Source organism: Streptomyces sp. H27-H1 (assembly GCF_026627445.1).
In the GTDB taxonomy this organism is placed as follows: domain Bacteria; phylum Actinomycetota; class Actinomycetes; order Streptomycetales; family Streptomycetaceae; genus Streptomyces.
In genome coordinates, this window is sequence record NZ_JAPNLJ010000007.1 from 127,126 (window position 1) to 152,330 (window position 25,205).

Annotated in this window: 21 protein-coding genes and 1 riboswitch; of the genes, 6 read left to right on the forward strand and 15 right to left on the reverse strand. The window is 69.7% G+C overall.

Annotated features, from left to right (window positions below; genetic code table 11):
• Positions 1 to 16 precede the first annotated feature (16 nt).
• The 6 genes from OTB20_RS09990 to OTB20_RS10015 all read right to left on the reverse strand — a co-directional run bounded on the left by OTB20_RS09990 (position 17) and on the right by OTB20_RS10015 (position 7,350).
• Complete coding sequence (locus OTB20_RS09990) at positions 17 to 1,399, reverse strand: aminotransferase class V-fold PLP-dependent enzyme (protein ID WP_267816508.1); 1,383 nt, start codon at positions 1,397 to 1,399, stop codon at positions 17 to 19.
• 225 nt (positions 1,400 to 1,624) lie between these two features.
• Positions 1,625 to 1,741: riboswitch (SAM riboswitch) on the reverse strand.
• 99 nt (positions 1,742 to 1,840) lie between these two features.
• On the reverse strand, positions 1,841 to 2,905 hold the full coding sequence (trpD, locus tag OTB20_RS09995) for an anthranilate phosphoribosyltransferase (RefSeq protein WP_267816510.1): 1,065 nt from the start codon (positions 2,903 to 2,905) through the stop codon (positions 1,841 to 1,843).
• 234 nt (positions 2,906 to 3,139) lie between these two features.
• On the reverse strand, positions 3,140 to 4,792 hold the full coding sequence (locus tag OTB20_RS10000) for a cytochrome b (RefSeq protein WP_267816512.1): 1,653 nt from the start codon (positions 4,790 to 4,792) through the stop codon (positions 3,140 to 3,142).
• Positions 4,789 to 5,847: a Rieske 2Fe-2S domain-containing protein gene (locus tag OTB20_RS10005; RefSeq protein ID WP_267816514.1), complete on the reverse strand. Its 1,059-nt coding sequence runs from the start codon at positions 5,845 to 5,847 to the stop codon at positions 4,789 to 4,791. The genes OTB20_RS10000 and OTB20_RS10005 overlap by 4 nt, the downstream gene beginning before the upstream one ends.
• The gene (locus tag OTB20_RS10010; protein WP_267816515.1) at positions 5,844 to 6,653 is read right to left on the reverse strand and encodes a c-type cytochrome; all 810 of its coding nucleotides are present in this window, start codon (positions 6,651 to 6,653) and stop codon (positions 5,844 to 5,846) included. The genes OTB20_RS10005 and OTB20_RS10010 overlap by 4 nt, the downstream gene beginning before the upstream one ends.
• Positions 6,654 to 6,729: 76 nt before the next feature.
• Positions 6,730 to 7,350, reverse strand: a complete 621-nt coding sequence (locus OTB20_RS10015) for a cytochrome c oxidase subunit 3 (RefSeq protein ID WP_008738823.1) — start codon at positions 7,348 to 7,350, stop codon at positions 6,730 to 6,732.
• A 211-nt stretch (positions 7,351 to 7,561) separates the two neighbouring features.
• Here OTB20_RS10015 and OTB20_RS10020 point away from each other — a divergent pair, with 211 nt between their 5' ends.
• Entirely contained in the window at positions 7,562 to 7,963 is a 402-nt protein-coding gene (locus OTB20_RS10020) for a hypothetical protein (RefSeq protein WP_267760291.1), read from the forward strand.
• A gap of 108 nt (positions 7,964 to 8,071) precedes the next feature.
• Here OTB20_RS10020 and OTB20_RS10025 read toward each other — a convergent pair whose 3' ends face one another.
• The 4 genes from OTB20_RS10025 to coxB all read right to left on the reverse strand — a co-directional run bounded on the left by OTB20_RS10025 (position 8,072) and on the right by coxB (position 12,554).
• Positions 8,072 to 9,319 (reverse strand): L,D-transpeptidase, encoded by a 1,248-nt coding sequence (locus OTB20_RS10025; RefSeq protein WP_267816516.1) that lies wholly within the window; start codon positions 9,317 to 9,319, stop codon positions 8,072 to 8,074.
• A gap of 138 nt (positions 9,320 to 9,457) precedes the next feature.
• Entirely contained in the window at positions 9,458 to 9,856 is a 399-nt protein-coding gene (locus OTB20_RS10030) for a cytochrome c oxidase subunit 4 (RefSeq protein ID WP_267816518.1), read from the reverse strand.
• Positions 9,853 to 11,583: a cytochrome c oxidase subunit I gene (gene ctaD, locus OTB20_RS10035; protein ID WP_267816520.1), complete on the reverse strand. Its 1,731-nt coding sequence runs from the start codon at positions 11,581 to 11,583 to the stop codon at positions 9,853 to 9,855. The genes OTB20_RS10030 and ctaD overlap by 4 nt, the downstream gene beginning before the upstream one ends.
• The gene (gene coxB, locus OTB20_RS10040; protein WP_267816522.1) at positions 11,580 to 12,554 is read right to left on the reverse strand and encodes a cytochrome c oxidase subunit II; all 975 of its coding nucleotides are present in this window, start codon (positions 12,552 to 12,554) and stop codon (positions 11,580 to 11,582) included. Before coxB ends, ctaD begins: the two co-directional genes overlap by 4 nt.
• 294 nt (positions 12,555 to 12,848) lie before the next feature.
• Here coxB and OTB20_RS10045 point away from each other — a divergent pair, with 294 nt between their 5' ends.
• The gene (locus OTB20_RS10045) at positions 12,849 to 14,234 is read left to right on the forward strand and encodes a cysteine desulfurase/sulfurtransferase TusA family protein (protein ID WP_267816524.1); all 1,386 of its coding nucleotides are present in this window, start codon (positions 12,849 to 12,851) and stop codon (positions 14,232 to 14,234) included.
• A 191-nt stretch (positions 14,235 to 14,425) separates the two neighbouring features.
• On the opposite strand, the gene OTB20_RS10050 is transcribed toward OTB20_RS10045, so the two are convergent.
• Complete coding sequence (locus OTB20_RS10050) at positions 14,426 to 15,403, reverse strand: carbohydrate kinase family protein (protein WP_267816526.1); 978 nt, start codon at positions 15,401 to 15,403, stop codon at positions 14,426 to 14,428.
• 133 nt (positions 15,404 to 15,536) lie between these two features.
• On the opposite strand from OTB20_RS10050, the gene OTB20_RS10055 reads away from it, so the two are divergent.
• The gene (locus OTB20_RS10055; RefSeq protein ID WP_267816528.1) at positions 15,537 to 15,755 is read left to right on the forward strand and encodes a hypothetical protein; all 219 of its coding nucleotides are present in this window, start codon (positions 15,537 to 15,539) and stop codon (positions 15,753 to 15,755) included.
• Between the two features lie 102 nt (positions 15,756 to 15,857).
• Positions 15,858 to 17,333 carry a hypothetical protein gene (locus OTB20_RS10060; RefSeq protein WP_267816530.1) on the forward strand — a complete coding sequence of 492 codons (1,476 nt, stop codon included), beginning with the start codon at positions 15,858 to 15,860 and terminating at the stop codon, positions 17,331 to 17,333.
• Positions 17,334 to 17,406: 73 nt separating this feature from the next.
• Here the strand turns inward: OTB20_RS10060 and erpA are convergent, their stop codons facing one another.
• Positions 17,407 to 17,763: an iron-sulfur cluster insertion protein ErpA gene (gene erpA, locus OTB20_RS10065; protein WP_243330017.1), complete on the reverse strand. Its 357-nt coding sequence runs from the start codon at positions 17,761 to 17,763 to the stop codon at positions 17,407 to 17,409.
• Between the two features lie 297 nt (positions 17,764 to 18,060).
• Here erpA and nadA point away from each other — a divergent pair, with 297 nt between their 5' ends.
• On the forward strand, positions 18,061 to 19,260 hold the full coding sequence (gene nadA, locus OTB20_RS10070; RefSeq protein ID WP_267816533.1) for a quinolinate synthase NadA: 1,200 nt from the start codon (positions 18,061 to 18,063) through the stop codon (positions 19,258 to 19,260).
• 81 nt (positions 19,261 to 19,341) lie between these two features.
• Here nadA and OTB20_RS10075 read toward each other — a convergent pair whose 3' ends face one another.
• The 3 genes from OTB20_RS10075 to OTB20_RS10085 all read right to left on the reverse strand — a co-directional run bounded on the left by OTB20_RS10075 (position 19,342) and on the right by OTB20_RS10085 (position 24,304).
• Entirely contained in the window at positions 19,342 to 22,473 is a 3,132-nt protein-coding gene (locus OTB20_RS10075; protein WP_267816535.1) for an efflux RND transporter permease subunit, read from the reverse strand.
• 168 nt (positions 22,474 to 22,641) lie between these two features.
• Positions 22,642 to 23,358, reverse strand: coding sequence for a response regulator (locus tag OTB20_RS10080; protein WP_267816537.1), 717 nt, complete (start codon positions 23,356 to 23,358; stop codon positions 22,642 to 22,644).
• 124 nt (positions 23,359 to 23,482) lie between these two features.
• Positions 23,483 to 24,304, reverse strand: a complete 822-nt coding sequence (locus tag OTB20_RS10085) for an adenosylcobinamide-GDP ribazoletransferase (RefSeq protein WP_267816539.1) — start codon at positions 24,302 to 24,304, stop codon at positions 23,483 to 23,485.
• Positions 24,305 to 24,374: 70 nt separating this feature from the next.
• On the opposite strand from OTB20_RS10085, the gene OTB20_RS10090 reads away from it, so the two are divergent.
• Positions 24,375 to 25,142, forward strand: coding sequence for a hypothetical protein (locus tag OTB20_RS10090; protein WP_267758512.1), 768 nt, complete (start codon positions 24,375 to 24,377; stop codon positions 25,140 to 25,142).
• Positions 25,143 to 25,205 lie beyond the last annotated feature (63 nt).

Here is a 25,205-nt window from a genome sequence, read left to right on the forward strand (position 1 = left end):
GTTCCTGGAGCCGGCATCAGACGGCCGGGACGCAGCGGCCCTCTTCGGTGCGGTACTGCCACTTGGCGCCGTCCTGGACGAGTTCCTTGACGGCGCGGACGAAGCGCTCGACGTGCTCGTCGGGGGTGCCTGCGCCGAAGCTGACGCGGATGGCGTTCAGGGAACGCTCGCCCGGGGCCGCCTCCGGGGCTCCGCACTCACCCTGGGCCTGCGGCTCGCTGCCGAGCAGGGTGCGGACCAGCGGGTGGGCACAGAACAGGCCGTCGCGGACGCCGATGCCGTACTCGGCGGAGAGCGCGGCGGCGAAGTGGGAGCTGTTCCAGCCGTCCACCACGAAGGAGATGACTCCGACGCGCGGGGCGTCGTCGCCGAAGAGGGACAGGATCCGTACGGCCGGGACCTCGGCCAGACCCTCGCGGACCTTGGTGATGAGCCGCTGCTCGCGGGCGACGAGGGTGTCGAAGCCCGCCTCCTTGAGCGCCTTGCAGGCGGAGGCGATGGAGTAGACGCCGATGACGTTCGGGGAGCCGGCCTCGTGGCGGGCGGCGGTGGTGTGCCACTCGACGTCCACACCGCCGTCCTCGCGGCGGGCCACCTTGCGCGAGGCGCCGCCGCCGGCGAGGTAAGGCTCCGCCTCCTGCAGCCAGTCCGCGCGGCCGGCGAGCACGCCCGAGCCGAAGGGCGCGTAGAGCTTGTGCCCGGAGAAGGCGATCCAGTCCACGTCCAGCTCCTGCACGGAGACGGGGTGGTGCGGGGCCAGCTGGGCGGCGTCCAGGACGATCCGCGCGCCGTGGGCGTGCGCGGCGGCGGCGAGTTCCTTGACGGGCCACAGCTCGCCGGTGACGTTGGAGGCGCCGGTGACGCAGACCAGCGCCGGGCCGTAGGGGTCGCGGTCGGCCAGGGCCCGCTCCAGGGTGGCGACGGCCTCGTCCGGGGTGCGGGGGGCGTTGAGGTAGGTGACCTGTGCGTTCGTCCAGGGCAGCAGCGAGGCGTGGTGCTCGGTCTCGAAGACGAACACCTGGCAGTCGGCGGGCAGCACGGCGGCGAGCAGGTTGAGGGAGTCGGTGGTGGACCGGGTGAAGATCACCTGGTCGGAGGCGCGGCAGTCGAGGAACTCGGCGACCGTGACGCGGCTCTGCTCGAACAGGTCGGTGGAGAGCTGGGAGAGGTAGCCGGCGCCGCGGTGGACGCTGCCGTAGTACGGGGCGTACGCGGCCACGTCGTCCCAGACCCGCTGCAGGGCGGGGGCACTGGCCGCGTAGTCGAGGGCGGCGTAGGTGACCTCGCCGCCGGTGACGAGCGGCACGGTGACCTCGCGGCCGAGGACCGGCAGCGGCTCGGCACAGGCAGGGCCCTCGGCAACGGCGGTGGCGACGGCGGCGTTCGGGGTTGCGGACATGGCGGTATCTCCCGGCAGGCAGGTCTGAATGGCTTCGGTGTGCCCGTACGCGGATACGGCTCTGCGGCCGTTCGGGGTACGGGAATGCCCCGGAGTGCGGGCCGGCGTACGCGGGTACGCCGAAATGACCCTGTTCCGAGGGGTGAAGAAGGGGCGGACTCGCCCTATCGCATTCGCTTGCTCACGGAAAGACTCCTCGAGAGACCAGGACCCCTGGATTCGAGGGATCCGCGCTTGCCGTAGACCTCACTGCCTACGGCCTGGTCATCACCCGGGGCACCCCGCCACGGAAGGAGGGTTGCCGGACAGCGAGCCGGGGCCAAAACGCTGTCACTCGTGACCTGGGGAGCATCCTGCCACAAGATCCTCCGAGCACAAGACCCCGGTCCACATGGCGGACCGGGGTCACTTGCGGATCTTGGCCGGATCCCGTCGGAACGGCTAGGCGTTGCTCGCCGCCACCCAGCGGGCCAGCGCCGCCCGGGCCTCGCCCGAGTCCACGGACTCCGCCGCCCGTACGACACCCGCGGCGAGCTGCTCCTCCAGGGTGCCCGTGCCCGGGTCCAGCGCGACCAGGGCCGCCGCCGAGTTCAGCAGCACCGCGTCACGGACGGGGCCGGTCTCGCCGGCCAGGAGCCGGCGGGCCACGTCCGCGTTGTACGAGGCGTCCGCGCCGCCCAGGGCGGAGACCTCCACCAGCGGGATGCCGATGTCGCGCGGGTCGAAGCCCTGCTCCCTGACCTCGCCGCCCCGGACCCACCAGACCCGGGAGGTCGCCGTGGTGGTGAGCTCGTCGAGCCCGTCGTCACCGCGGAACACCAGCGCCGAGGAGCCCCGCTCCGCCAGTACGCCGGCGACGATCGGGGCCACCCGCGCGTCGGCCACACCCGTGGCCTGCGCCCGGACCCGCGCCGGATTGGTCAGCGGGCCGAGGAAGTTGAAGGTGGTCCGGATGCCGAGTTCCCGGCGGGCGGCCGCCACGTGCCGCAGCGCGGGGTGGAACTTGACCGCGAAGCAGAAGGTGATCCCGGCTTCCTCAGCCACTTCCACCACCCGGGCGGGGGTGAGGTCGAGGTTGACTCCCAGCTTCTCCAGGACGTCCGAGGAGCCGCTCGCGGAGGACGCGGCCCGGTTGCCGTGCTTGACCACCTTGGCACCCGTACCGGCCACCACGATCGCCGACATCGTGGAGATGTTGACCGTCTTGGCCCCGTCGCCTCCGGTGCCGACGATGTCCACCGTCCGGCCCGGCACCTCGATCAGGTTGGCGTGTTCGTACATGGCGCGGACCAGCCCGTTGATCTCGGCGACGGTCTCGCCCTTGGCCCGCAACGCGACCGCGAAGCCTGCGATCTGGGCGTCGGTGGCCTCCCCGCGCATGATCCGGTCCATGGCCCAGGCCGTGTCGTCGGCGCCGAGGTCGCGGCCGGTCAGCAGGGCCTCCAGAACGCCCGGCCAGCCGCGGGCCGCCACGCTGTCGCCGCCTGCCGGGGTCACAACGTTCATGGTCCGCTCCTGCTGCTTGTCGAGGATTCCACGTCGAACGGGGAAGGGCTTCAGCCTATCCAGCCCCGGGGACGGCAAAGAGCCCCGTCCAGACACTGGACGGGGCTCTCGCCGTGGCGACACCAGGACTGACCGAAACCAGTCCCTCAAGCAGTCATGCGTAGTGCGTGGTGCGTGCTACGTGAAGCTGTGAAGCTGTGAAGCTGTGAAGCTGTGAAGCCGTAACGCGGGAGATCAGTGGTGGCCGTGGCCGCTCTGGATCTCCTTGTACTCCTCGACCGTGGGCTTCGGGATCTGGTTGTTCTCCCCGTAGTAGCCCTTGCTGAGCTTGGCGCGGAGCTTCTCCAGCGGCTTCACCTTGCGCTCGACACCGTTCTCGTCCACCGTCGGGCCGATCTCGGCGGGCTCGTACTGGTCGTACGAGGTGAGCGTGTGCAGCTTGCCCTGCGAGAGCGGCTCGTGGACCTCGACGAACTCACCGTGCGGCAGGCGCTTGATGACGCCGGTCTCGCGACCGTGCAGCACCTTGTCCCGGTCCCGGCGCTGAAGGCCGAGGCAGATCCGCTTGGTGATGACGAAGGCGATGACCGGGCCGACGAAGAACCCGATGCGGGCGAACCAGGTGATCGAGTTGATCGAGAGGTGGAAGTACTGCGCGAACATGTCGTTTCCACCGGCGATCAGCAGGATGACGTACCACGTCAGCCAAGCCACGCCGAAGCCCGTACGGGTCGGGGCGTTGCGCGGGCGGTCCAGGATGTGGTGCTCGCGCTTGTCCCCGGTGACCCAGGACTCGATGAACGGGTAGACCGCGATCGTGGCCAGGACCAGCGGGAAGATCGTGAACGGGATGAAGACACCCAGTGCGAGGGTGTGACCCCACAGGTTGATCTCCCAGCCGGGCATGGCACGGATCAGGCCCTCGGAGAAGCCCATGTACCAGTCGGGCTGCGCACCGGTGGACACGTGGTCCGGGCGGTACGGGCCGATCGCCCAGATCGGGTTGATCGAGGCGATCGCCGCGATGGCCGCGATGACACCGAAGACCAGGAAGAAGAAGCCTCCGGCCTTGGCCATGTAGACCGGGAGCAGCGGCATGCCGACGACGTTCTTCTCGGTCTTGCCGGGGCCCGCGAACTGGGTGTGCTTGTGGTAGAAGACCAGGATCAGGTGGGCCACCAGCAGGCCCATCATGATGCCGGGCAGCAGCAGGATGTGGACCGAGTACAGCCGGCCCACGAAGTCGCCGCCGGGGAACTCTCCACCGAAGAAGAAGAACGACAGGTACGTGCCCACGATCGGCACGGACAGCATCGCGCCTTCCATGAAGCGGACACCGGTGCCCGAGAGCAGGTCGTCCGGCAGGGAGTAACCGGTGAAACCGGTGAACATGCCGAGGACCAGCAGCAGGAAGCCGAAGATCCAGTTGACCTCGCGCGGCTTGCGGAACGCGCCGGTGAAGAAGACGCGCATCATGTGCACGAGCATCGCCGCGATGAAGATCAGCGCCGACCAGTGGTGGATCTGCCGGATGAGCAGACCGCCGCGGACGTCGAAGCTGATGTGCAGCGTGGAGGCGAAGGCCTCGGACATCGCGACACCCTGCATGGGGATGTACGAGCCGTCGTAGTGCACTTCGTTCATGCTCGGGTGGAAGAACAGCGTCAGGTACACACCCGTGAGGATGAGGACGATGAAGCTGTAGAGGCAGATCTCACCCAGCATGAAGGACCAGTGGTCCGGGAAGATCTTGCGCATGTTGGCCTTGGCGAGGCTGTAGATGCCCAGCCGGCCGTCGGCCCAGTCGGCTACACGCTCGCCGGCCGGGGCCTTGCGCTCCTTGCCCGCCGCGGGAGCGGGTGACGGGTTGTTCGTGGCAGTGCTCATCCGCGCTCCCAGAATGAGGGACCGACGGGCTCTTCGAAGTCGCCGAGCGCCTCGAGGAAACCTTCGTCATTGACGCCGATCCGCAACTGCGGGAGCGCGTGACCAGCCGGGCCGAAGATGACTCGGGCGCCGTCGGAGAGGTCGAAGGTGGACTGGTGGCACGGGCAGAGCACGTGGTGCGACTGCTGCTCGTACAGGCTGATCGGGCAGCCGACGTGGGTACAGATCTTGGAGTAGGCCACGATGCCGTCGTGGGACCACTCCAGTTCCTTCTTGTCCTTGATGTCGTCCGGCTGAATGCGGACGATCATCAGGGCGGCCTTGGCGATCTGCATCTGGAAGTCGTGCGCGTCCTCCTCCAGGCCTTCCGGCATGGCGAAGGTCAGCGAACCGACGACGATGTCCTCGGGACGAAGCGGCTCCATCGTGTTCTGGTTGATGAGCATCTTGCCCTTGGCCCAGATGGTCTTCCGCAGCTTGTCCTCGGGCAGCGGGCCCAGGTCGCGCAGGATCACGACGGCGGAGAGCGGCATCAGAGCCAGCGCACCGAACATCGTGTTGCGGATCAGCGGGCGGCGGCCGATGGCCGACTCGCGCGCGCCGTCCGCGAAGTCCTGCATGACCTGCGCCTTGACCTCGGCCGGGGCCGCGATCTCGTGACGCTCGGCGGCGACCTCCACGTCGGACATCAGGGTGCGGGCCCAGTGGACCGCGCCCGCGCCGATGCAGAAGAGGGCCGCGCCGAGGGTCATGCCCAGGGCGAAGTTGAGAGCGCTCACCTTCCCGATGGGGAAGATGTAGACGATCTTGTCGACCGGCAGGGTCACGAAGGAGGCGATGAAGCCGATCGTGGCCAGCATCGACAGGGTGAACAGGAAGGCCACCGTGCGCTCGGAGCGCTTCGCGGCCCGCTCGTCGATGTCCTGGATCCGCGGGCGGTGAACCGGCAGACCGGGGTCGGCGAACGGATCGTCCGCCACTGACACGACACCGTGGTGCGCGTCGCCCTGCTCGCTCGGCAGGTGCTTCTCTACGGGAATGTCTTGGCTACTCATGACTTCTTGGCCTTAGCGGTGTGGGCCGCGACCCAGACGGCGACAGCGATCAGCGCACCCAGCCCGAAGATCCAGCCGAACAGGCCCTCGGAGACGGGGCCGAGGCCACCGAGCTTGAGGCCACCGGGGCTGGTCGACTTCTCGCCGTTGACGTGCTGGAGGTACGCGATGATGTCCTTCTTCTGCTTCTCCGGCAGCGTGCTGTCGGGGAAGGAGGGCATGTTCTGCGGGCCGGTGAGCATGGCCTCGTAGATGTGCTTCGGCGAGACGCCCTCAAGGTTGGGGGCGTACTTGCCGTTCGTCAGTGCGCCGCCTTCGCCGGTGAAGTTGTGACACTGCGCGCAGTTGTTGCGGAACAGCTCACCACCCTTGGCGATGTCGGCACCCGCCGGGTCGTACTGCTTCTCGGACGGCACGATCGGGCCGGCACCGAGGGACGCGATGTACGCGGCCAGCTGGTCGGTCTGCGCCTGGGTGTAGATGACCGGCTTCTTCGGCACCTGGGCGCCAGGCTGCTGGGCGGGCATGCGGCCCGTGCTCACCTGGAAGTCGACGGCAGCGGAGCCGACGCCTACCAGGCTGGGGCCGTCAGAGGAACCCTGACCGCCGGTTCCGTGGCAGCTTGCGCAGCCGACGGCGTAGAGCTTCTGGCCCTCCTCGATGGCGAGGGACTGGGCGGTTTCGTCGGCCTTCGCATTGCCCGCGGGCGCGAAGGCGGCGTACAGCCCCCCGGTGACCGCCAGCGCGAAGAGTAGAACGACGACCGCCGCCAGCGGATGGCGTCGTCGTGCGGAGAGCTTTTTCACGGATTACCCCGGTGTCAGGATCTTCTGCGTCGGTGTGTCTGGATGGAGTGCCGGGTCAGGCCCGGCGACGTGTTCGCTACTTGATCAGGTAGATCGTCGCGAAGAGGCCGATCCAGACAACATCGACGAAGTGCCAGTAGTAGGACACGACGATGGCCGACGTGGCCTGTTCGTGGGTGAACCTCTTGGCCGCGTACGTCCGGCCGAGGACCAGCAGGAAGGCGATGAGACCGCCCGTCACGTGCAGCCCGTGGAAGCCGGTGGTCAGGTAGAAGACCGAGCCGTACGGACCGGACGAGAGGCTCATGCCCTCGTGCTTGACCAGCTCGGTGTACTCGAACACCTGCCCGCCAATGAAGATCGCACCCATGACGAACGTGATGATGAACCACGTCCTGAGCTTCTTCACGTCACCGCGCTCGGCGGCGAATACGCCGAGCTGGCAGGTGAGCGAGGAAAGCACCAGGATCGTCGTGTTCGTCGCCGAGAAGGGCAGATTCAAGGCCGAAGCCTGTTCTGTCCAGTACTCGGCGCCTGTCACGGATCGCAGGGTGAAGTACATCGCGAAGAGGGCCGCGAAGAACATCAGCTCGGAACTCAACCAGATGATGGTTCCCACGCTGACGAGGTTCGGCCTGTTGACCGTCGGGTGCGCGTGCCCGGTATCTACTGTCGTTGCTGTCGCCACGACCGACATTATGTCGGTCCCTTATCCCGCCCTCACCCCGGGGGGTGCCGTTCGGAGTGTCAGGGGCGTGTGCAAGGCCCGAACGGCCCATCAGATCGCTCTTCGGACGGCTTGGGGAGATCCGCGGGCGAGGCTGTGCGAACCGATGTTGACACCGGGTCGGACGGAGTAGCATCCCGCGCAACATCAACGTGATTCACGGGACACGTGGAGGAACGAAATGCGGGCGACTGCGCGGGTTCTGGTCTACAGCGACGACGCGGGCACCCGGGAGCAGGTGCGGTTGGCGGCCGGGCGCAGGCCGGCCGCGGACCTGCCGCCGGTGGAGTTCCTGGAGTGCGCCACGCTGCCGGCCGTCCTGAAGGAGCTGGACGCGGGCGGAATCGACGTCTGCGTGCTGGACGGCGAGGCGGTTCCGGCCGGGGGCATGGGGGTGTGCCGGCAGATCAAGGACGAGATCTTCCAGTGCCCGCCCGTACTGCTCCTGATGGGCCGTCCGCAGGATGCCTGGCTGGCCACGTGGAGCCGCGCGGACGCCGCCGTCACCCTTCCGGTTGATCCGGTGGACTTCGCGCAGTCCCTGGCGGGTCTGCTGCGCGCGCGGCTCTCCCCGGCGGCATAACGGGCCCGTACGGCCCGTACAGCCCCTTGACGGCACACGCAGGGGCCGCGGGCGCCCGTACGGGCGCTGCGGCCCCTGAGGGCTCTTGTGGCCCTCCTGGCCCAGTGGTTACACCTGGGGGCGCAGGCGCGCCTGGTCGACCGGGCTGCGGCCCTCCTGGGTACCCTTGAGGAGGGCGCTGCCCTCGCGCCAGTCCTTCCAGTCCATGTTCCAGTCGCCGAAGCCGTTGCCGAAGGTGTCCATGTCGTCGCCGATGCTGTTGATGACGCGGACGATGTCGCCTTCGGAGATGTTCTCGTAGAACCAGGCGGCGTTGCCCGTGCTCATGCCGGTGCAGCCGTGACTGACGTTCTCGTAGCCCTGGGAGCCGACGGACCACGGCGCGGCGTGGACGTATTCACCACTCCAGGTGACGCGGGTCGCGTAGTAGACGGGCAGGTTGTAGTACTCGCTGCCGCCGATGCCCACGGTGTCTCCGCGCATCTGGACGTAGTACTGCTTGCCGAGGACCACCTTGACGCCGTTGCGGGTGGAGAAGCCCGGCTTTCCGGTGGTCACCGGAATGGTGTTGATCACTTCTCCGTTGCGCTTGAACGTGAGGTAGTGCGAGGAGGCGTCCGTCGTCACCTCGACGCGGTCGCCGATCTCCAGCTTCAACGGCTTGGAGGCGGCGCCGTGCAGGTCGTCGGAGATCTTGATGCCCTCCAGGTTGCTCCGGACGGACACCGTGGTGTTGGCGGGCCAGTACTCCTTGGGCCGGTAGTGGAGCTTCTTGTCGTCCACCCAGTGCCAGGCGCCCTCGGCGTCCGGCGGGGCGTCGACGACCAGGCCGCGCTCGATGACGGCGCGGGCGGCCTTGTCCTTCACGGGTTCGTTGAGCTCGGCCGTGAGGGGCTGCCCGACGCCGTACTTGCCCTCGTCCGGGCCGAATTCGACCTTGAGGACCTTCTTGGCCGGGGTGGTGTCGAAGTTGAGCGTGCGCTGCCCGGGGGCGCCCCGTTCGTCCTCGGTGTTCACGATGACGGTGTAGCGGACGCCGGCGGCCATCGGGACGGTGCTGTGCCAGCGGTCGCCCGAGGCGGACAACTCGCCCGCCAGGCGTCGGCCGTGGGTGTCCACGGCGCTCACGTCGGTGATCCGGCCCTCGCCGCTCTTGGCGGTGACTTCCAGGGGCCGGTCCGGGTCGACCGGGCGGCTGCCGGAGGACTGGTTGAGGGCGACTTGATCGCCCGCGTCGTAGGGGCGGGCGGACAGCGGGTTGTCGTCGCCCGACCCGCATGCGGTGGCGCCGGCCCCGAGGGACGCGACCAGCAGGGAGCAGCCGATTACCGTCCAAAGACGCGGTGACTGGTTCATGGAGTCAACGCTATGAAGATATGGCAAATACGGCGCGCGGGGTGACTGCAAACGAGGGGCCCGGACTCCTCCATTGGAGGTGTCCGGGCCCCTGGTCTCACGCTGTGGCCGCCGCTGGGAGCGGCGACACGGGTGCGGCTACTGGTTCTGGTTCTCGCCGCGGTAGTACTCGTACACCCAGCCCCACAGACCCACCAGGATCAGCGGCGCCGAGAAGTACATCAGCCACCAGCCGAAGATGACGCCCATGAAGGCGAAGGCGCCACCGACGGCCAGCGAGAGCGGCTGCCAGCTGTGCGGGGCGAAGAACCCCAGCTCGCCCGCCTCGTCGGCGACGTCGGCCTCCAGGTTGTCCTGGGCCATCTCGTCCACGCGCGCGGCCGTGAAGGCCAGGTAGTAGCCGATCATGGCGCTCAGGCCGAAGGCCAGCGCGAGCGCGGTGGTGCCGACCGGCTCCTTGGACCACACGCCGTACACGACGGTCATGATCAGGATGAAGGCCGCGAGCCACAGGAACATCCTGCCCTGGATCTTCACTTGCCGGCCTCCTTGCCACCAGCGACGGCCTTGGCGGCCACGGCGTGGTCCTCAAGGTGGTCGAGGGCCGCGATCTCGGGGTGGTGCAGATCGAATGCCGGGGATTCGGACCGGATCCGCGGCAGGGTGAGGAAGTTGTGCCGCGGCGGCGGGCAAGACGTCGCCCATTCGAGCGAACGGCCGTAGCCCCACGGGTCGTCGACCTCGACCTTCTTGCCGTACTTCGCCGTCTTCCAGACGTTGTACATGAAGGGCAGCATCGACAGGCCCAGCAGGAACGAGCTGATCGTCGAGAGCGTGTTCAGCAGCGTGAATCCGTCCGCCGCGAGGTAGTCCGCGTAACGACGCGGCATGCCCTCGGCGCCCAGCCAGTGCTGCACCAGGAAGGTGCCGTGGAAGCCGATGAACAGCGTCCAGAAGGTGATCTTGCCGAGCCGCTCGTCCAGCATCTTGCCCGTGAACTTCGGCCACCAGAAGTGGAAGCCGGCGAACATCGCGAAGACCACGGTGCCGAAGACGACGTAGTGGAAGTGCGCGACGACGAAGTACGAGTCGGAGACGTGGAAGTCCATCGGGGGCGAAGCCAGGATGACGCCGGTCAGACCACCGAAGGTGAAGGTGACCAGGAAGCCGATCGTCCAGAGCATCGGTGTCTCGAAGGACAGTGAGCCCTTCCACATGGTGCCGATCCAGTTGAAGAACTTCACACCGGTCGGAACCGCGATGAGGAACGTCATGAAGGAGAAGAACGGCAGCAGCACACCGCCGGTGACGTACATGTGGTGGGCCCACACGGTCACCGAAAGGCCGGCGATCGAGATCGTCGCGGCGATCAGGCCGATGTAACCGAACATCGGCTTGCGCGAGAAGACCGGGATGACTTCGGAAACGATTCCGAAGAATGGCAGCGCGATGATGTACACCTCTGGGTGTCCGAAGAACCAGAAGAGGTGTTGCCATAGCAAGGCGCCGCCGTTCGCGGCGTCGAATACATGCGCACCGAACTTCCGGTCGGCCTCCAACGCGAAGAGCGCGGCGGCCAGCACCGGGAAGGCGAGCAGGACCAGGACACCGGTCAGCAGCACGTTCCAGGTGAAGATCGGCATGCGGAACATCGTCATGCCGGGGGCGCGCATGCAGATGATCGTGGTGATGAAGTTGACCGAACCGAGGATCGTGCCGAAGCCCGAGAAGGCCAGACCCATGATCCACATATCGGCGCCGATACCCGGCGAGCGGACGGCGTCCGACAGCGGGGAGTAGGCGAACCAGCCGAAGTCGGCGGCACCCGAGGGGGTGACGAAGCCGGCCACCGCGATGGTCGAGCCGAAGAGGTACAGCCAGTACGCGAACATGTTCAGCCGCGGGAACGCCACGTCGGGCGCGCCGATCTGCAGCGGCATGATCCAGTTCGCGAAGCCCGCGAACAGCGGGGTGGCGAACATCAGCAGCATGATCGTGCCATGCATGGTGAACGCCTGGTTGAACTGCTCGTTCGACATGAGCTGCGTACCCGGACGGGCCAGCTCGGCGCGCATGAAGAGCGCCAGGACCCCGCCGATGATGAAGAACACGAACGACGTGATCAGGTACATCGTGCCGATGGTCTTGTGGTCGGTAGTGGTCAACCACTTCACGACGACATTGCCCGGCTGCTTGCTCCGTACAGGCAACTCGTTCTCGTACGAGTCGGCCTCGGCACCCTGAGGCTGGTTGAGGATGCTCACAGTTTGTTCACCTCAGCATTGCGGGCCGGGTCGGTCTGCTGGATGCCGGCCGGGAGGAAACCGGTCTGACCCTTCTCCGCCAGCTCCTTCAGGTGCGCCTTGTACGCCTCCGGGGAGACGACCTTGACGTTGAAGAGCATTCGGGAGTGGTCGGCACCGCAGAGCTCGGCGCACTTGCCCATGAAGACGCCCTCTTCGGTCGGGGTGACCTCGAAGACGTTGGTGTGGCCCGGGATGACGTCCTGCTTGAACAGGAAGGGGACCACCCAGAAGGAGTGGATGACGTCGTTCGACGACAGGATGAAGCGGACCTTCTCACCCTTCGGCAGCCAGAGCGTCGGGCCGGGGTTGCCGGTCTCCGCGTTCCGGTCGCTGGGGACGCCCTTGGTGTAGACGCCTTCGGCGCCCGCGGGGAAGTCCTTGGTGTAGCGGTCCGGAATGGAGGCGAGTTCCTTGGGAACCTCGCCCGCCTTCGGAGTCGCCGCATCGCCGTCGACGTCCTCGACGTAATTGAAGCCCCAGCTCCACTGGTAGCCGATCACGTTGACCGTGTGAGCCGGCTTGGCGGAGAGGGAGAGCAGCTTCGACTCGTCACGCGCGGTGAAGTAGAAGAGCACCGAGACGATGATGAGCGGGACCACGGTGTACAGCGCCTCGATGGGCATGTTGTACCGGGTCTGCGGGGGAACCTCGACCTTGGTCCGGCTGCGCCGGTGGAAGATGACGCTCCACATGATCAGGCCCCACACGAGGATGCCGGTGATCAGAGCGGCCGCCCACGAGCCCTGCCACAAAGAGAGGATGCGAGGCGCCTCTTCAGTGACCGGGGTGGGCAATCCGAGGCGGGGGAAGTCTTTCCATGTGTACGAGCAACCAGTGGCGGTCGCCAGGACCACGCCCGCAGTCAGCGCCTGCAGCAGCTTCCGCCGCATCGGGCGCCGCGGCGAGCGGTCGGAGCCGTAGGGACTCACGTAGCGCCTTCCCGAGAGTCTCGGCCCGCGCGGCCGGCCGCGGCCGCATTCGGGTCGGTCGCCGGCCCTGACGCAGGCAGGGGTTTGGATGTTTATGCGGACCAAACCCTACTGGACGCTATTTGGGGTCGCGCGGGGAGGGTGCCCAACGCGCCGTTACTGCCCCCGAAGGGATGGATCCGCCGTACGGGGGACGGCCCAACGTGCCCCGAATGGCGGGGTCCGGACGACATCTGACGGCCCCTGACCTCGGCCGGCCGCCACGTCGGCGCGGCGGCCGGTTAGCGTGACCGGATGCCGTACTTCGACACCGCGTCCGCCGCCCCGCTGCACCCCGTGGCCCGGCAGGCGCTCCAGGCCTCCCTTGACGAAGGCTGGGCCGACCCGGCCCGTCTGTACCGCGAAGGGCGGCGGGCCCGGATGCTGCTGGACGCGGCCCGGGAGGCGGCGGCGGAAGCGGTGGGCTGCCGTCCCGACGAGCTCGTGTTCACTCCTTCGGGGACGCACGCGGTTCACGCGGGCATGGCGGGGGTCCTGGCGGGGCGTCGGCGCGTCGGCGGGCATTTGGTCGTATCAGCGGTAGAACACAGTTCTGTACTGCATGCGGCGGAGGTCCACGAGGCGGGCGGCGGGCGGGTCGAGGAGGTCCCGGTGGACCGCTTCGGCCGGGTCTCCGCGTCCTCCTACGGATCGCTCGTCGGGCCGTCCACCGCGCTGGCCTGCCTCCAGTCGGCCAACCACGAGGTCGGCACCGTCCAACCGGTGGCCGAGGTGGCCGAGGTGTGCGCCGCGGCCGGGGTCCCGCTGCTGGTGGACGCCGCGCAGTCACTGGGCTGGGGGCCGGTCCCCGGAGGCTGGTCCGTACTGTGCGCGAGCGCCCACAAATGGGGCGGCCCCGCCGGTGTCGGCCTGCTGGCGGTCCGCAAGGGAGTGCGTTTCTCCCCCCAAGGCGCCGCCGACGAAAGGGAGTCGGGGCGCTCCCCCGGCTTCGTCAATCTCCCCGCGGCCGTCGCCGCGGCGGCCTCGCTGCGGGCGGTGCGCGCCGAGGCGGACGCGGAGGCGGCCCGCCTGCGGATCCTGGTGGACCGGCTGCGACGGCGGGTGGCCCGCCTGGTGCCGGACGTGGAGGTGGTGGGCCATCCCGACCTCCGCCTCCCGCACCTGGTCACCTTCTCCTGCCTGTACGTGGACGGGGAGACCCTGCTCCACGGGCTGGACCGGGCGGGCTACTCCGTCTCCTCGGGCTCCTCGTGCACCAGCTCGACGCTGACTCCGTCCCATGTGCTGCGGGCGATGGGGGTGCTGTCGGAGGGGAACGTACGGGTGTCCCTGCCGGCCGGTACGACGGCGGCGGAGGTCAACGGCTTCCTGGAGGTCCTGCCGGGGCTGGTGGCGGGGGTCCGCGAGCAACTCGGCGCCGGGGCGGCGGAGATGGCCGTTTCGGAGCCGGATGCGGAGTCCTTGGAGGTGGACGCCCTCGGGCTGCGGTGCCCGCAGCCGGTGATCGAGCTGGCCCGGGTGATCGGGCGGGTGCCGGTGGGGGGGACGGTGACGGTGCTCTCCGACGACGAGGTCGCCCGGCTGGACATTCCGGCGTGGTGCGCGATGCGGGGCCAGGTCTACGTGGGCGAAGCCCCCCGCCCGGCCGGTACCGCGTACACGGTCCGCCGCGCGGTCTGACCCGGCTCCGCGGGGCCGGCCTGCCGCCGCGGCTGGGACGGACCTGCGGGACTGCCCCCACCCGCCCCTTCCACCCGTTCCCGGGGCTTCGCCCTGACCAGGTCCTCAAACGCCGGACGGGCTGAAAGGCCGCCTCGAACGCCGGCGGGGCTGGATGAATCCAGCCCCGCCGGGCCAGGCTCCGCGAGGGGCTACGCCGGGAGGTGGGACTGGACTTCCGCCGCGGCCTCGTCGCCGTACGCCTTGGTGAAGCGCTGCATGAAGTGCGCCCGGGCCAGGGTGTACTCCTGGGTGCCCAGGGTCTCGATGACGAGCGTGGCCAGCATGCAGCCGACCTGCGCGGCGCGCTCGAGGCCGACGCCCCAGCCCAGACCGGTCAGGAACCCCGCGCGGAAGGCGTCGCCGACACCCGTCGGGTCGACCTTCGCGGTCTCCTCCGGGCAGCCGACCACGATCGGGTCGTGGCCGACCCGGTCGATGCGGACGCCGTTCGAGCCGAGCGTGGTGACACGGGTGCCGACCTTCGCCAGGATCTCCGCGTCCGTCCAGCCGGACTTCGCCTCGATGAGGCCCTTCTCGTACTCGTTGGAGAAAAGGTACGTCGCACCCTCCATCAGGGTGCGGATGTTGTCGCCGTCCATCCGGGCGATCTGCTGCGAGAAGTCCGCGGCGAAGGGGATCGCACGGGTGCGGCACTCCTCCGTGTGGCGGAGCATCGCCTCGGGGTCGTCGGCGCCGATCAGGACGAGGTCCAGGCCGCCGACCCGGTCCGCGACCGACTTCAGCTCGATCAGGCGGGCCTCGCTCATGGCGCCCGTGTAGAAGGAGCCGATCTGGTTGTGGTCGGCGTCCGTCGTGCAGACGAAGCGCGCGGTGTGCAGGACCTCGGAGATCCGCACGGACTCGGTGTCGACGCCGTGCCGGTCGAGCCAGGCGCGGTACTCGTCGAAGTCGGAGCCGGCCGCTCCCACGAGGACCGGCCGGGCGCCGAGCTGACCCATGCCGAAGCAGATGTTCGGGCCGACGCCGCCGCGCCGTACGTCGAGGTTGTCGACGAGGAAGGAGAGGGAGACCGTGTGCAGCTGGTCCGCGACCAACTGGTCGGCGAAGCGGCCGGGGAAGGTCATGAGGTGGTCGGTGGCGATGGAGCCGGTGACTGCGATACGCACGGCGTGGACGCTCCTGCGAGGGACGGCAAGGGGGGACAGTCAAAACTACCCGGTCGGGGGCCCGAGGCCGAACGGCAGAAACTACCCCGTAGTAGCTCTTTCTTCGCCCGCGGCGGCGTGCATACCGTGCCCCATGACCTACACCGATGGTTTCGGGCACCCCCGGCCCGCCGAGAACACGGCGGGCACCGAGTTCGAACGGCTGCTGGGCGACTGCGCCCGGATGGCCCCCCACTGGCCGGTTCCCGCCGACCCCCGTCCGGACCGGGTGGCGCCCGCGCAGATCAGCGGAATCCGCGTCCCGGCAGCCTCGGCCCGCCTCATCGCGGCCACGGCGGTCTACGGCTACTAAGACCGCTTCACCGCCCAGGTGCCCGAGCCCGAGGGAACCGGATCCGCGTCTGTTCCGTCACACCCGCATCACCCCATGCGGGACGGGCAAAGGAGCGATGCGGTGACCAGCGAACAACCCGATGCACCCGATGTATCCGACACACCCGATGCGTCACGTGCCACACGACGGCGGCCGGTCTGGGTCGTAGGTTCGATCGCGGCCGCCGTCCTGCTCACCGGCGGCGGCACCGCGTACTGGGCGTCGATCGCCCACGGCGAGGGGCGTACGGATGTCAGCGCGGCATCCGCGCCCCTTGTCGCGCCGAGTCCGTCCGGGCCCGGCATCGCCCCCGGCGAGCCCGACCCCTCCGGCGGCGGGGTCACGTACACCGCCGAGGTCCGCCTCCCGGACGGCCCGGCCACCGCGCCGGCCTTCGTGGCGAGCGGTGAGGTGACCTCCGCCGAGGTGGCGCGGCTCGCGACGGCGCTCGGGATCTCCGGCGCGCCCCGGCTCTCCGGGGAGACCTGGCAGGCCGGAGAGGTCGCGGACGGCTCCGGACCCCGGCTCACGGTGAACCTCAAGGCGCCCGGGACCTGGAACTTCTCCCGCTTCCAGGTCGGCGGCACCGGGGACGACTGCCGGCGCGGCCAGGACACCTGCGGGCCGGCCACCCTCCCCCAGGACCAGGGCCAGGACAGCGGCTCCGCCGTCGGCCAGCCCGTCTCCGAGGAGGCCGCCAAGGCGGCCGCCGCGCCCGTACTGGCGGCCGTGGGCCAGGGCGCTGCCGCGCTCGACGCCCGGCTCGCCCAGGGCTCCGTACGCGTGGTGAGCGCCGACCCGGTGATCGGCGGCCTGCCCACGCAGGGCTGGTCCACCAAGGTCGGCGTCGGGGCGGACTCCAAGGTGGTGTCGGGCAGCGGCGAGCTGAAGGCCCCGGCGCGGGCCTCGGAGCAGCCGGTGGTCGGCGCCGTGGACGCGCTGGCCCGGCTGAACGACAAGGCCAAGGCCTCCGGCGGCACGCACCCCGACCCGAGCGGCTGCGCCACGAGCGTCCCGCTGACTCCGGACCCCCCGGTCGGCGCCACGGACACGCTGCCGTGCAACCCGGACCCCCGGCCGATGAAGCCCCAGCGGACGGAGTCGGTACGGGGCGCCGCGCTCGGGCTGGTCCCCGGCACGGTCGACGGGGCCCGCGGGCTGGTGCCGGCCTGGCTGTTCGAGGTGGCGGGCAGGGACGGCGGCCCCGGCCACACGGTGGCCCAGCCGGCGGCCCTGACCGAGGGGACTCCCCCGCCCGACGCGTCCGACCCGTCCTCCCCGCCCGCGAAGGGACAGACCGTGCCCGGGTTCTCGTACGACCTGGCCGACCGGACGCTGACGGTGAACTTCTGGGGCGGGGTGTGCAGCACGTACGCCCTGGAGGTCCGTGAGCAGCCGGACTCGGTGATGGTGAAGATCACGGACACCCCGAACAAGCCGGGGCAGGCCTGCATCATGATCGCGAAGGAGATGACGGTGACGGGCGCGCTGCAGCAGCCGCTCGGCGACCGGAAGGTGATCGACGCGACCACGGGCAAGGCCGTCCCCCGCCAGTAGGCGGCCCGGACGTGCGAGAGGGGCCCGCCCGCGGTAGTCCGCGGGCGGGCCCCTCTGCGTGTTCCTTCAGGATTTAGTTGAAGGAGTCGCCGCAGGCGCAGGAACCCGTGGCGTTCGGGTTGTCGATCGTGAAGCCCTGCTTCTCGATGGTGTCGACGAAGTCGATGGACGCACCGTGCAGGTACGGGGAGCTCATCCGGTCGGTGACGACCTTCACACCGTCGAAGTCCTTCACGACGTCGCCGTCGAGGGAGCGCTCGTCGAAGAAGAGCTGGTAGCGCAGGCCGGAGCAGCCGCCGGGCTGGACGGCGACGCGCAGAGCCAGGTCGTCGCGGCCTTCCTGCTCCAGCAGGGTCCTGACCTTTTCGGCGGCGGCGTCGGACAGGAGGATGCCGTCGCTCACGGTGGTCTTTTCGTCCTGTACGGACATCTGCATTCACTCCCGAAGTGGGCGGCTCCCCGCCCAAGGCGGGGAAACGTCGGACTCTTGCCGTCGGTGGCAACGAGCGGGACCGCGGATTCATTCCGCGACCCGACGCGTGTTTCAGAAATTCCATGCTCGCACACCCCCGCGCGGAGGGCGGGTCCCCGCGGCGGGCAGGCGAATGCGTCACATCGACACTATCGGCATCGTCAAAGTGACGTGAAGCAGTTATGATAAATAACGTCAAATAGACGAGAAGTCGAAGCGATGGCTTCAGAAGTCCCTTGTCGCAGAACAGAAAGGGTGCGTGTCGTGACCACCGCCCAGCCTTTGGACAACCAGCCTTTGGACGTCCAGCCGACGCCCCTCGCCCTGCTGCTGCTCGGCCGCGAGGCCGACCCCAAGAGCGAGCGCGGGGTGGAGTGCCCCGGCGACCTGCCGTCGCCGTCGGACCCGGACCTCGTCGCGCGCGCCCGCGCCGCCAAGGAGAAGCTCGGGGACAAGGTCTTCATCCTGGGCCACCACTACCAGCGTGACGAGGTCATCGAGTTCGCCGACGTCACCGGTGACTCCTTCAAGCTCGCCAAGGACGCGGCCGCCAAGCCGGAGGCCGAGTACATCGTCTTCTGCGGCGTCCACTTCATGGCCGAGTCCGCCGACATCCTCACCTCGGACGACCAGAAGGTGGTCCTGCCGGACCTGGCCGCGGGCTGCTCGATGGCCGACATGGCCACCGCCGAGCAGGTCGCCGAGTGCTGGGACGTGCTGACCGAGGCCGGTGTCGCCGGAGCCACGGTGCCCGTCTCGTACATGAACTCCTCCGCCGACATCAAGGCCTTCACCGGCAAGCACGGCGGCACGATCTGCACGTCGTCCAACGCCAAGAAGGCCCTGGAGTGGGCGTTCGAACAGGGCGAGAAGGTGCTCTTCCTCCCGGACCAGCACCTGGGCCGCAACACCGCCGTCCGCGACATGGGCATGTCCCTCGACGACTGCGTGCTCTACAACCCGCACAAGCCGAACGGCGGCCTGACCGCCGAGCAGCTGCGGAACGCCAAGATGATCCTGTGGCGCGGCCACTGCTCCGTGCACGGCCGTTTCTCGGTCGACTCGGTCAACGACGTGCGTGCCCGCATCCCCGGCGTGAACGTCCTGGTCCACCCCGAGTGCAAGCACGAGGTCGTGGCGGCCGCGGACTACGTCGGCTCCACCGAGTACATCATCAAGGCGCTGGAGGCGGCCCCGGCCGGCTCCAAGTGGGCCATCGGCACCGAGCTGAACCTCGTGCAGCGCCTGGCGAACCGTTTCGCCCCTGAGGACAAGGAGGTCGTCTTCCTCGACAAGACGGTCTGCTTCTGCTCGACGATGAACCGCATCGACCTCCCCCACCTGGTGTGGACCCTGGAGTCCCTGGCCGAGGGCAACCTCGTCAACCAGATCCAGGTCGACAAGGAGACCGAGAGCTTCGCGAAGCTCGCCCTGGAGCGGATGCTCGCGCTGTAGCCGCTTCCGTACGAAAAACGACCGAAGGGCCGCCCCTCCTTCGAGGGGCGGCCCTTCGGCTTGTACGGGTTCCCCCGCGCGTCAGACCTTGACCGGGCTCTCCTCCTCCGAGGAGGCGGCCGGGGCCGGGACCACGCTCAGGCGTGCCGTCTTCTTCGCGCTGCGGCGCTCCTTGCGGAGCTCCAGCATCGTGTAGAGGGTCGGCACCAGGAGCAGGGTCAGCAGGGTGGAGCTGATCAGGCCGCCGATGACGACCACCGCGAGCGGCTGCGAGATGAAGCCGCCCTCGCCGGTGACGCCCAGCGCCATCGGGAGCAGCGCGAAGATCGTCGCCAGTGCCGTCATCAGGATCGGGCGCAGCCGGTGGCGGCCACCCTCGACGACCGCCTCGATCACGCCGTAGCCCTGGGCCCGGTACTGGTTGACCAGGTCGATCAGGACGATGGCGTTGGTCACGACGATGCCGATGAGCATCAGCATGCCGATCAGTGCCGGAACGCCGAGCGGCGTGCCGGTGACCAGGAGCAGGCCGAGCGCGCCGGTCGCCGCGAAGGGGATGGAGACCAGCAGGATCAGCGGCTGGAGCAGCGAGCGGAACGTAGCGACCAGCAGCATGAACACGAGGGCGATGGCCGCGAGCATGGCCAGGCCCAGCGAGGCGAAGGCCTCGCTCTGGTCCTGTCCGACGCCGCCGATGGTGGCCGTGGCGCCCGCGGGCAGGTCCAGGGCCTTGATCTTCGACTGCAGGGTGGAGCTGACGGCTCCGGTGTTGTCGCCGACCGGCTTGGCGCTGATGGTCGCGGCGCGGGCGCCGTCGATCCGGGTCATCGCGACCGGGCCGGGGACCTCCTTCACCTCGGCGATGTCGCCGAGCCTGACCGGGCCGACGGGCAGCGCCCGCAGCTCGGCCAGGGTGGTGGCCGGCTGCGCGGACTTGATGACGATGTCCCGCTCGGTGTCGTCCAGTACGGCCCTGCCCGCCGGGTTGCCCCGTACGGCCTGCCCGACGATGGCGCCGAGCGCGGCCTGGTTCAGGCCGAACTCCGCCGCCTTGGGGGTGGCGGTGACCGAGATCCGGGGCACGGACTGGGACAGGTCGCTCTGGACGTCGGTGACGTCCTCGATCTTCGCCACCTCGGCGCGCACCTGCTCGGCGGCCCGGGCGAGGACCGCCCCGTCTCCGGCCTTCACGACGACGCTGAGGTTCTGGCTGCCGAAGCCGTCGCCGGCCGCGATGGTGGTGTCGCCGATGCCGTCGATCCCCTTCAAGGCGGTCTCGATGTGCTTCTTCGCGGCCTCGGTGTCCTCGGAGCTCTCCAGCGTGACCTGGTACGAGGCCTGGTTGGAGCCCGTACCGCCGCCGAAGGCGGCCAGGAAGCCCGACGAGCCGACGGTGACCTGGTAGTCCTTGACCCCGTCGGTCCCGGACAGGACCTTCTCCACCTTGCGGCTCGCCTCGTCGGCGGCCGCGAGCGAGGTGCCGGGCGGCAACTGCTGCTTGATGCTGAGGACTTCCTGCTCGCCCTGGTCGAAGAAGTTCGTCTTGAGCAGCGGGGCCATGCCCAGCGTCGCGACGAGCACCACGACGGCCACGGCCAGGGTGGCGAGCCGGCGGCGGGTGACCAGGTCCAGCGCCCGTACGTAGAACTGCTGGAGCTTGCTGCGGGACTCCTTCTCCTCGGCTTCGCGGCGCGCCTTCCCGGCGCTCGCCGCGTCGCCCTCGCTCACGCCCTCGGGGGCGCGCAGGAACCAGTAGGAGAGCACCGGTACGACCGTCAGGGAGACGATCAGCGAGGCCAGCAGGGCCGCGGTGACGGTGATCGAGAACGGGCCGAAGAACTGGCCGACCATGCCGCCGACGAAGGCGATCGGCAGGAACACGGCGACGGTGGTGAGCGTGGAGGAAGTGACCGCCCCCGCCACCTCCTTGACCGCGGTGATGATCGCGCTCTGGCGCTCCTCGCCGTAGCCGAGGTGGCGCTTGATGTTCTCCAGGACCACGATCGAGTCGTCGACGACCCGGCCGATGGCGATGGTGAGCGCGCCCAGCGTCAGCATGTTGAGGGAGAGGTCGCGGGTCCACAGCACGATCAGCGCGAGGACGACGGACAGCGGGATGGAGACCGCGGTGACCAGCGTCGAGCGCAGCGAGCCGAGGAAGACCAGGATCACGATGACCGCGAAGACCAGGCCGAGCAGACCCTCGGTGGTCAGGCCCGAGATGGACTTGGCGACAGCCGGGCCCTGGTCGCTGACCACGGTCAGGTCGGCGCCGGAGCCGAGGGTGGAACGGAGCTCGGGCAGCTTGTCCTCGACCGCGTCCGAGATGGCGACGGCGCTGCCGTCCTTGTCCATGGTGAGGACGAGGGCGAGGCTGGGCTTGCCGTTGGTGCGGGTGAGGGAGACGGCCTTGGCCGGCTCCTGCTTCACGCTCGCCACGTCGCCGAGGCGGACGGCGGGCTTGCCCGGTCCGGCGGTGAGGCGCAGGTCCTCCAGCTGGGCGAGCGAGGTGTAGCCCGAACCGACGCGCACGGTGCGGTTCTTGCCCGCCTCGTCGAAGGAGCCCGCGGGGACGGTGGCGCCGCCCGCCTGGAGGCCCTGGGCCAGGGCGGCGCCGTCGAGGCCGGCGCCGGCAAGCTCGGCGTCGTCGGGGGTGACGGTGACCTGGAGGTCCTGGACCCCGTCGACGGTGACCTGGCCGACGCCCGCGATGTCCTCCAGGGCGGGGACCACCGACTTGTTCAGCTGGTCGGCCAGCGCCTGCTGGTCCTTGTCGGAGGTCACGGCGAGGACCACGGTCGGGATGTCGTCGGTGGAACCGGCGATCACCTGCGGGTCCACCTCGGCGGGCAGCCGTACGCGGGCCCGGTTGACGGCCTGCTGGACGTCGGCGACGAGCTGCTTGGTGCCCTCGTCGCCGTAGTCGAAGGTCGCCATGATGAGGGCGTTGCCCTCGCTGGCGGTGGAGGTGATGCCGGTGATGCCGTCGACGCCCTTGAGCATGGTTTCGATCGGTTCGACGACCTGCTTCTCCACCACGTCGGGCGAGGCGCCCTGGTACGGCGCGAGCACGGACACCATCGGCAGGTCGATGGAGGGCAGCAGCTGCTGCTTGAGCTGCGGGATGGCAATGGCGCCGAAGAGGATCGCGACGAGCGACACGAGGCCGATCAGCGCCCTCTGGGCGAGGCTGAAGCGGGACAGCCGGAACATGGGTATGGGGATCTCTCTGCAGTGACGTGGTGACGTCTACGAGACATGACGGAGCCGTGCCGTCGGGCACGCGCGAGGGCCCCTCAGCCTCTCGTGCGCGCGGGCACGCCGACGTCGGCCCCAGGTCCCGTCCTTATCCGGGGCATACCGCGTCCGCAGTAGACCGGACTACTCCGCCCTGGGCCGGACTAGTCCCGATTCGTACGCGATGACCACCAATTGGGCCCGGTCGCGGGCGCCCAGCTTGGACATGGCCCGGTTCACGTGCGTCTTGACGGTGAGCGGGCTGACTTCCAGCCGGCGGGCGATCCCGTCGTTGGACAGGCCCGCCGCCACGAGTACGAGGACCTCGCGCTCGCGCCCGGTCAGCGCGGCGAGGCGCTGCGCGTGGGCCGCGCCCGTGGCGGGGGTGGTCCCGGCGCCGCCGCCCTGCGCGAGGAAGGTGGCGATGAGTCCCTTGGTGGCGGCCGGGGAGAGCAGCGCGTCGCCCGCGGCCGCGACGCGGATGGCGTTGAGCAGCTCCTCGGGTTCGGCGCCCTTTCCGAGGAACCCGGAGGCGCCCGCCCGCAGGGCCGCCGCCACGTACTCGTCGACCTCGAAGGTCGTCAGCATCACCACGCGCACGTCGGCCAGTTCGGGGTCGGCGGTGATCAGCCGGGTGGCGGCGAGGCCGTCGGTGCCGGGCATCCGGATGTCCATGAGCACGACGTCGGGCCGGGTCGTACGGGCCAGCTCGAAGGCCTGCGCCCCGTCGGAGGCCTCCCCGATCACCCGCATGTCGGGCTCGGAGTCGACGAGCACCTTGAACGCGCTGCGCAGCAGGGCCTGGTCGTCGGCGAGGAGCACCCGGATGGGCGTCGGGACCGGGCTAGGGGTGTCTTCCACGCCCTGACCCTACGTCGTCCCGCGCGGGGCGGGGCGGGGCGGCCGGGCAGGGCGGCGCCGGGGGGGGGCGCACGCGGCCCGGCGCCGGGCCGTCCTGCGCGGCCCGGCCCGGCGCCGGATCCCACTAGCCCAGGGCCAGTACCACCAGAGCCGTCGTCGCCGAAACCTCGGCCAGGGCTCCGAACACGTCGCCCGTGACCCCGTCGAAGCGGCGTACGCAACGGCGGAGCAGGGCCTCCTCCGCCAGCAGGGCGACCAGGACCGCCGCCGCGTGCTGCGCGGCCGCCGGCAGCCCCAGCGGCAGCGCGGCGGCCGCCGTCAGCGCCACCGTGAGCACACCGATCGCGACGGCCGCGCCGCGCGGGACGACTCCGGCGACCGCCGCGCCCAGTCCGCCGGGGCGGGCCGGCGGGACCCCGTCGCGGGAGGCCAGGGTCATGGCGAGGCGGGCGGTGACGGCGGCGACCACCGCGGCCAGGGCGCCCCGGATCCAGCTGTCGGCGTACACCTCGGCCAGTGCGGCGACCTGGACGAGCAGCACGAACACCAGCGCCACCACCCCGAAGGGGCCGATGTCGGACTGCTTCATGATGCGCAGCGCGGCGTCGGCCGGTTTGGCGCTGCCCAGTCCGTCCACCGTGTCGGCGAGGCCGTCCAGGTGCAGGGCGCGGGTCAGGGCCACCGGTACGGCGACGGTGACGGCCGCGGCGAGCAACGGGCTTGTGCCGCACAGCAGCAGGAGCACCCCGGGCACGGTCGCGAGGAGCCCCACGACGAGCCCGGCGAGCGGGGCGCAGGCCATGCCGGTGCGGGCTGCGGGGCGGTCCCACCGGGTGATGCGCGCGGGCAGCACGGTGAGCGTGCCGAAGGCGAAGCGCACCCCGTCGAGCAGCGAGGCCCGATCCTGGGGCGGTGTCAGGGGCGGGCCGTCGTACGAATCTGTCATCGGCGCGAACGCTACCCGCTCGATGGGACCGGTAAGTTACCCAATACACCCCAAACCGGGAGGTGGTGGCGTGGGTCACTGGTGGTATCGCAACATCGTCGAGCCGGGGAAGCTCCCACTGCTCCTCGCGCTGGTCTCTTTCGTCCTGTCCTTCCTGGTCACCCGGGTGATCACGCGGACGATCCGGGCGGGACGGGGCCCCTTCAAGAACGTCACCCCGGGCGGTCTGCACGTCCACCACGTCGTCCCCGGTGTGATCCTCGTGATCATCGGCGGCTTCGGCGCGGTCGGCAGCAGCCGGCACAGCTTCGGGGCCGGGCTGTCCGCCGTGATCTTCGGGCTGGGCGCGGGGCTGGTGCTGGACGAGTTCGCGCTGATCCTGCACCTGGACGACGTCTACTGGAGCGAGCAGGGCCGCAAGAGCGTGGAGATCGTGGTGCTGACGGCGGCGATCGTTGCGCTCGTGCTGGGCGGCTTCCTGCCGTTCGGAGTCAACGACCTCACCGAAGACGAGAGGCACAGCCGCGGACTGGTCGCCATGAACACGGCTACCAACTTCTTCCTCGCCCTGATCGCCCTGTGGAAGGGCAAACCGCGCACCGCGTTCTTCGGCACGGTCATCCCCTTCGTCGCGCTGATCGGCGCGGTCCGGCTGGCCCGGCCCGGTTCCCCGTTCGCGAAGAAGTTCTACGCGAACCGTCCGAAGGCCCGCGCCAAGGCCGGTCTGCGCGCCTTCCACCACGACCGCCGGTGGGCCGCGCCGCGCCGCAAGATGGAGAACTTCATCGGCGGCACCCCCGACCCGGAGCGGCCCGCCCCCAAGAGCGAACCGCACTGACGCGGCGGCCGGCCCAAAGGGACGGCACGAGGACCGGGCCACGGAGCCGGGTCACGGGACCGG